Genomic DNA, 5,778 nt, shown 5'->3' with positions numbered 1-5,778 from the left:
ACGCCACGTATACCCGAAGAGGTTGTCCTTAACCGCAAGGGGAGGCACTTCTAAGGTGAAACTCGTGAAGAGGGTGAAGTCGTAACAAGGTAGCCGTATCGGAAGGTGCGGCTGGATCACCTCCTTTTATAAAGGAAACCAATTACCTTTCGTTAGATTTGTTGTCACGCTACGTTGTATTTTGTAAAAGAATGATTAAACCTCACAAAACTAGTGAGGTTTTTTTATTTGTAGGCAATGGCTTTCCTTCCGAAAGCACTCCTCGGTTTTCAACCTTCGTCGTCTAGAAACTGTCTCCCAGACTGTTTCTGTGTTGTATTTTGTAAATGTCCTTCGATAAACTCAGGGTCCAAAAGAAACAATCAAATGCCAGTTCGCTGGTTGAAGTAAAGAGAAAAGCCTCACCTAACAAGTGAGGCTTTTTAGGTTGTGGAGTGGGGGAGATTCAGGCAAAGCAATAAATAAAAATACGTATCACTGTTTGAATTTACCACATAGGAACTTCCTAAGAGTTTTTCTATAACCAAATCCCTATATCCAGAAATGGTTCCCGTTATGCGGGACAGATTGCCTATTATGGGAATCCAATAGGCTTAAAGGCGACTATATTTAGCCCTGCTCTCGCAGGTATTTCTGCCGTGTGGTTTGGAATAAAGGAGATATTTTGGATAGATGGTTTTTCGTTTGTTCTGGCTGCATTTTTCATCTTAACAATTCCGGCAAAGGAATTGCAAAACGTGGCTCAAAGAAAAATGGTACGACAATCAGGAAACACTTGGAACAATATTTGGAAAGGGATTCGCCTTTTATTTAGTAACAATACACTTCGTTTTGCATTAAGCATTGAGTTCGTTTCTGCAATTGCAGGTGCAATGATTTTGGTAAATACAATCAATCACATCAAAACAGGGCTACAATTAGATGACAAACATTACGGGTGGGTTATGGCTGCTTTTGGAATTGGTGCCGCCATTGCTGCTTTTTTAGCGGGAAGTTTGGACAAGTCAAAAACACGAGCAGTATCACTGATATTAGGTGTAATAGCATTGAGTTTAGCCATTACGTTTACTAATTTTGTTTCCTACACAATTTTGATGGTGCTTTGGCTTTTCGCAGGACTCGGTCAAAGTCTTGCAGAGATGCCCTCCGAAACATTGATCGGAGAAAATATTTCCTATGAAGACCAAGGGAAAGTCTTTGGTGCTCATTTTGCGTTTTCTCATCTCTGGTGGGCAATCACCTACCCTATTGCAGGCGCAGTTGGAATAGCTTTTCCAGGGAAAGAATTTCTATACGGCGGTCTACTTACGATTTTTGCCACAATCATAACATTTCTTTTTTTTTTGCAAAACGCTCGGATCGGTAGATTACTTTTTTCATTCCACAAATAAAACTATGTTGCATTTGCAACGTAGTTGCGATTACTTGTCTACAGAAAGTCGGTAATTTGCATGAATCAGTTCTTATCTCGGGAAAAAATTTCGCTTATAAAGAGAAGCTTCGGCTTTGCCCAAAAATCATTATTAGTTTTCTTTTTCTTTCTGGGCACTTCCATTTATGCTTTGGATGTCAACATAAAAGGTAATGTCCAATCTTTGAATGGGCAACCTATCGGAAACGCAAAACTGTTTTTACAGGAGATAAACCAAACCTCTTCTGTAGATAAACAAGGTAATTTTGAATATCAACATTTGCCACCAGGCACATACACTTTATTTATTTCGGCAGGTGGATTCCAACCTGAAACCAAAACTATAGAACTAAAAGATAAAGATGAAACAATTATTATAATATTACTGCCGACCAATTTGGAATTCGAATCCATTAACGTTACTGCAAAGTCAAATTTAGCCGATTTTTTGAATTCTCCTCAACCAACTACAGTAATAGAGGGAAGGCAGTTGCAAAGGCAAAGAGGTGAAAATATTGCTTCCACATTACAAAACACACCTGGTGTCTCCACTTTAACCACGGGAGCAGGAACTGCAAAGCCTGTAATCCGTGGACTTTCAGGACAAAGAGTTCTTGTGATGAGCGACGGAGTAAAACAAGAGGAACAACAGTTTGGTGATGATCATACAGTGGACTTGGATGCTTTTGGAATCAATCGAGTCGAAGTAGTGAAAGGTCCAGGAAGCGTTTTATATGGCTCTGATGCACTTGGTGGGGTAGTCAATGTGATCCGTAACAAAGCTCCAACCAGAAAAGACGGAGCACCTACCTTGGCTGGAACAGTAAGCTATAACGGATTTTCCAATAACAAACAAGATGCAGGAGATTTGTCACTCTACGGATACAATTACAATTCGAACATAGGTTATAGAGTTCATGCAAACGAAAGAAAGGCAGGTAGAATAACAACGCCAAACGGAACACTTCCTAATACCGGTTTTACGGAATCAAATAAAAGCGTCTCTATCGGAACGGATGGATCTTGGGGAAATATTTATTTAGATAGTTTTCGAAGGGAATTCAAACAAGAACTTTATGATAATCCGAATGAAAATCCCGGAGGGAGAGTTTACCAAGCCGTAACTCATGACAAAAATCATTTGCATTCCTTTTTCATTTTTTCTTTGGGAAATTTGGAGGTAGATGCAGGATACCAAAGGAATAATAGAAGGGAAATTCCTGATAAAAACATTTATGTTCCCATTCGTAATACTCTTTTAAGCGACGATGTGGACGATTTCACAAAATCATATAACATATATCAGGTGAACAAAAATCGTAAGGAACAAGGTTTGAACTTATTTTTAGACACTGGCACATTGGATATTAAATTTCATCATAAACCTGTTCTTGGGTGGAAAGGAACTGTCGGAGTTTCCGGAATGAACCAGAGAAATGCGACGATAGGAACAGAGCCTTTGATTCCAGGATATTCTTTAATAAATCTAGGCGGTTTTCTTCTGGAGGAATACAAACTAGGTGACTTTACCTTTTCTGGCGGTCTTAGAGCAGACAAAAGAAGTATGGATATCAAGTCCAATGCCGATTTGGGTGTCAGTGCGGAAACAAAAAATTTTTCAGCATCTACGGGAACTGTCGGAACCGTTTGGAGGTTTTCCAAGCCATTCTCACTTGCATTGAATGCAGGCAAAGGATTCAGAGCACCAACTCCTTTCGAGTTATATTCTAACGGAGTTCATGAAGGTTTAGGTCGTTTTGAAACTGGAAAGAATCAATTAAAACCTGAAACGTCAGTAAACTATGACACTTCCCTTCGTTATGCGTCTTCCAAAATCCAAGCCGAAGTTACTTTTTTTCAAAATACAATACAAGATTATATTTATTCAGTAAGCCAGGGAAAATTTGATGAAGATTCTCGTCTTCCCAAATACCAATACAGACAAGACAGAGCAGTATTAAGCGGTGGAGAATTTTCCATCCAAGCAGAGTTAACAAAAAATATTTCGATGAATGGCGGAGTTGATCTTTTGAAAGGTTCTGTGTATAAGAAAGTAGACCCTTCTGCTTTTTTAACTTTAGAGGATACTGATCCGAGCTTAATCTATAGTGATTTGCAAACAAAAGCACTGCCTCGGATGACTCCGAATCGGGCAAGGTTAGGATTTAGATTTACCAAAGACGAATGGTTTACTTTGCAAAAGCCATATTTTTCCGTAAGTGGTCGTTTCATCAGTTCTCAATACAGAGTGGATAAATTGGAAACTACAACTGGCGGCTATAATCTTTACGATATGGGTTTTGGATTTGAACTTCCTTCCTTAAGTAATGGCCCTGATGCAGCTACATTTGATTTTGCAATAACGAATCTATTCAATAAAGCATACGTGGACCACCTGAGCCGGTATAAGGATTATGCTTTGAATCAGGGAGTTAATGCAACTTTTAAACTTACTATTCCTTTTTCCGCTATCAATTAAAGGTAAATCACATGAAAAGAAATAAAATAAATCTCATTTCTACAACAAACAAAAGAAAACTGCTTTCATTGCTATTGATCGTAACATCTTTACTAATTTTATTTTCTTGTTTGATGGAAAATGAAACAAAAAAGAAGGAAGAGACAAATAAAAAAAATCAAATCTTCCTTGCAATTGTAAGTTCATCTTTAACTTCCGATTGCATATATTGCACGAACACTCAAGCGTTTCAAGGATCATGTACCTGTTATTCGGATATTTCTGTCGGTACTTGCACTGGATTATTGTCTGGTCCTGCAAAATCAAATTCGTATAAAGTCACTTGCGAAGATATTACTTCCTCAGGCGTTTGGCAGACTACCGAAGATGGCAAAAGTTCAACTTGTATTTATGCTACATGTCCGCCTGAAGCATACAGAGCCGCATTTACTGCAATTGGAATGTAACAATTAAAGACGGCACGAGCTTGTTTGATTACCTAGTCGCATGAATTGAATAATTAAAAATCTACGTTTACTTCCATAAAATTAATGATTGCTAAGAAAATCATAATCGTAGTTTTTTCATTCCATTTTTATTAAAAAATACGAGCAATATAAACCTTAACTTATACTCTTGTTGAAAAGTCACAATTATTGTGAAAATCAAACTATGATCGAAAAACTTGTAGATTTCTCAATTCGCAGAAAAGGAACAGTCCTCCTTATTACCGCTATTTTTTGTTTAATTGGTCTTATTAATGCGCTTAAACTTCCTATTGATGCGGTTCCCGATGTAACGAATGTTCAGGTTACTGCGGTTACTTCTTCTCCGGCTCTTACTCCGTTTGAAGTAGAACAATTCATTACATATCCCATCGAACTTGAACTCAATGGAATTCCAGGAGCTAAAGAAATTCGTTCTATCTCTAGAGCGGGTGTTAGTTCCGTATCTGTTATTTTTGAAGATGGAACCGATGTTTGGTTTGCAAGACAATTGGTAAACGAACGTTTGAAAATTGTTGACACTCTAATTCCCCCTGAATATGGAAGCCCGGAATTAGCCCCCGTTGCAACTGCATTAGGCGACATATACGAATTTGTACTTACTTCAGACAAACATTCTCCAAGCGAATTGAGAAGTTATATGGATTGGGATTTATCCAAGAAATTGAAGTCAATCCCAGGTGTAATCGAAATAAATACATTAGGTGGAACTTTAAAGCAATATCAGATTTTAATTGATCCTAAACGATTGGTTGCAAATAACCTCACTGTCTCTGAGATACTTGATGATTTAAAAGCCGCGAACTTTAATACGGGAGGTGGTTATGTTCAAAAAGGATCGGAACAGCTTGTCATTCGTGGGGAAGGACAGTTCGAAGGAATTGAAGAAATCAAGCGTGTTGCCGTTCGCACCTCCGCCGATGGAATTCCTCTCCTATTAGGCCAAATTGCAAGAGTAGAAGTTGGTCCTGCTCTTCGTTTTGGAATTGCTACCCAAAAAGGGAAAGAGGTAGTCGCGGCTACCGTTATTATGTTACTCGGACAAAATTCCAGAGAGGTCGTAGGTAGGGTACGTGAAAAAATAAGTATATTCCAAAAAACACTTCCTGACGGAATGAAATTGGAACCCTTTTATGATCGATCAAATATAGTCGCCTTTAAGCCGGCTGGCTTCCTATAATGGGCAATCTGTCACGAAGATTGGGCTTCCCCTCTGGATTTGGGGGCTCAATCTTGGAAAAACCCCTATCTTGTTCCTAAGTGGTAGTGGTAAAAGGAGAAAACAATGAATAAAATGAAAGTAATGGTGATAGGAATTCTATTCCTATTTGGTACAACAGTTTGGGCGCAAGATGTTTCTAAGGTAAAAGCAGAACATTTATCGCAGGCTTCTAAATATGAGG

3 protein-coding genes, 1 rRNA gene and 1 pseudogene are annotated in these 5,778 nt (G+C 38.5%); all 5 read left to right on the top strand.

The genetic code is table 11. The features are described from left to right. A 16S ribosomal RNA gene (locus LEP1GSC199_RS21525) occupies window positions 1-127 on the top strand; the annotation flags it as partial. A gap of 625 nt (window positions 128-752) precedes the next feature. Continuing rightward, window positions 753-1,391 carry an MFS transporter gene (locus LEP1GSC199_RS20280; RefSeq protein ID WP_198288808.1) on the top strand — a complete coding sequence of 213 codons (639 nt, stop codon included), beginning with the start codon at window positions 753-755 and terminating at the stop codon, window positions 1,389-1,391. 96 nt (window positions 1,392-1,487) lie between these two features. Beyond that, window positions 1,488-3,890, top strand: coding sequence for a TonB-dependent receptor (locus LEP1GSC199_RS20275; RefSeq protein WP_039927594.1), 2,403 nt, complete (start codon window positions 1,488-1,490; stop codon window positions 3,888-3,890). Between the two features lie 59 nt (window positions 3,891-3,949). Continuing rightward, window positions 3,950-4,336 (top strand): hypothetical protein, encoded by a 387-nt coding sequence (locus tag LEP1GSC199_RS20270; RefSeq protein WP_039927592.1) that lies wholly within the window; start codon window positions 3,950-3,952, stop codon window positions 4,334-4,336. A gap of 205 nt (window positions 4,337-4,541) precedes the next feature. Beyond that, a pseudogene (locus tag LEP1GSC199_RS20265) lies at window positions 4,542-5,528 on the top strand (efflux RND transporter permease subunit); the annotation flags it as partial. Between the last annotated feature and the right edge of the window lie 250 nt (window positions 5,529-5,778).

The sequence above is a fragment of the Leptospira vanthielii serovar Holland str. Waz Holland = ATCC 700522 genome (assembly GCF_000332455.1).
Lineage (GTDB): Bacteria > Spirochaetota > Leptospiria > Leptospirales > Leptospiraceae > Leptospira_A > Leptospira_A vanthielii.
The sequence above is the reverse complement of the archived record's forward strand: the minus strand, read 5'-3'. Positions and strand labels throughout refer to the sequence as shown.

What these genes read in the sequence shown, in the direction of transcription:
- LEP1GSC199_RS20280 (WP_198288808.1), top strand. Translation starts at nt 753, where the DNA reads ATGGTACGACAATCAGGAAACACTTGGAACAATATTTGGAAAGGGATT.